3 protein-coding genes are annotated in these 1,600 nt (G+C 51.1%); all 3 read right to left on the bottom strand.

Features of this window, described 5'->3' with window-relative positions:
- Window positions 1-140, bottom strand: a 140-nt coding sequence (locus NW841_RS10075) for a molybdenum cofactor biosynthesis protein MoaE (protein ID WP_414386245.1), incomplete at its 3' end; no start/stop codon positions are given.
- Window positions 141-404 (bottom strand): MoaD/ThiS family protein, encoded by a 264-nt coding sequence (locus NW841_RS10070; protein WP_414377620.1) that lies wholly within the window; start codon window positions 402-404, stop codon window positions 141-143. It abuts the gene before it with no gap.
- A gap of 8 nt (window positions 405-412) precedes the next feature.
- The gene (gene moaC, locus NW841_RS10065; RefSeq protein WP_414335717.1) at window positions 413-1,480 is read right to left on the bottom strand and encodes a cyclic pyranopterin monophosphate synthase MoaC; all 1,068 of its coding nucleotides are present in this window, start codon (window positions 1,478-1,480) and stop codon (window positions 413-415) included.
- Between the last annotated feature and the right edge of the window lie 120 nt (window positions 1,481-1,600).

Raw genomic sequence — 1,600 nt, 5'->3', positions numbered from 1 at the left:
AAGCTGAGAACAGTCCTTCCCCTGTTGTGATTGCGCACCCAACCCTCGAAGGTTACGAGGGCACCCGCTGTGCTATCGGCAAGTAAGCGGCTGAGCTCGGTTGTTTGGATAGCAGTATCACTAATCAAAAACCGCAGCATCTAACCTCCACAGACTGGCGGAATAAAAATTACGAAGGCGTGGTCGTCGACCGGACTAGTTAGGTCACAAAATTCATGATTGACAGCAACTTTAATATCTTCCACTGCCAGCGGGAAGCCATACTTCGCCTTCACCTGCTGATACAACTCCAGGTAGCTTGCTGCATTGGTTTGGAGCACTTCTCTACTTCGTTGAGCCTGCTCCCTCAGCATCGCCACATACTGGATAGTTACAGTTTTGGTCAGGATGGACTGAGTTGTCATAGTTTCGATTACCTTGGGCTTAAAAGACGTTCAAAGGCAGCATACTCCTCTGGGGTATTGACGTTCATCAGTTCGGCCTCACAGTCAGGGGTAACTAGGGTACAGGGTTGGTCGCCAAGGACTTTAACAGGGCAGTATACCCCGGCTGCATAGGCAGCCCTCAGCACTGCTGCAGCCTGAGGAGTATAGATTGCACAGAGAGCCTCTGGAAAGCCAAGTTTGGGGTTAGCATAACAGGTCGCAACCGTTTCAGCTTGATAGTGCTCCAGTAGCTTTTGAATTGTCTTTGCTTGCAGATTGAGGAGATCGCAAGCAACAACTAACCAGTTAGCTTCGGGATGGGTGTTCAGGGCAGTCAGCAGACCACTGATTGGGCCAACGCTTTCTACTTGATCCGGCAGCGTGGGCAGCAACTCCAGTGGCGTGCTCAACCACTGACCGGCACGCGCTGATAGATAAACTCGCTGGCAGTAGGGTTGTAGCAATTCATAGAGATAGGCAGCATAGGGTTTGCCAGTGTGGTTCAGCAGAGCCTTATCCCGGCCCATGCGCTTGCTCTGTCCCCCTGTAAGTACCAGACCGTAGAGAGGACGCTCCAGGAGGGCGTTTTTGCCGCCGGACTTGGTCACTAGGCGGGTCTCTCGAATACAGATGTGGGGTGACACCGACTTGCACATGTCGTAGATCGTCAGCGCCGCTACCGAAGCACCACAGAGGGCCTCCATTTCAACGCCTGTTTTGGCGCTGGTTTTGACGGTGCAGTGAACAGTTACAAGCAAGCGATCATCAATTTTGATATCAAAGGTGCAGCTCTCGACGGGAATCTGGTGACAAAAAGGGATCAGTTGCTCAGTCTTTTTAACAGCCATAGTACCCGCGATAACTGCTGTCTGAAACACCACTCCTTTCTCGAGGTAAATATCTTGACCAACAATATATGTACTCAAAGCAGGCGGCAGTTGAACTATTGCTTGAGCTGTCGCTACTCGCAAAGACGCAGATTTGTTACTGACATCCACCATCTGCGGTTGGCCCTGAGCATCAAGATGCGCCCATACACGATCAGCCTCACCCATAGATCTAGCCCCCTAAACTGTACATCGGATGTAAAACCTGCTCGATCCTGCGCATTGGCTTCATCCCTAAAAGCTGTTGGTAAATCTGTCGGCGTTGTTCTGGTGTCACATCACGGATTG

It is taken from the genome of Synechococcus sp. H60.3 (genome assembly GCF_047462295.1).
GTDB lineage: Bacteria > Cyanobacteriota > Cyanobacteriia > Thermostichales > Thermostichaceae > Thermostichus.
This window is presented reverse-complemented; position numbering and strand designations above follow the sequence as displayed.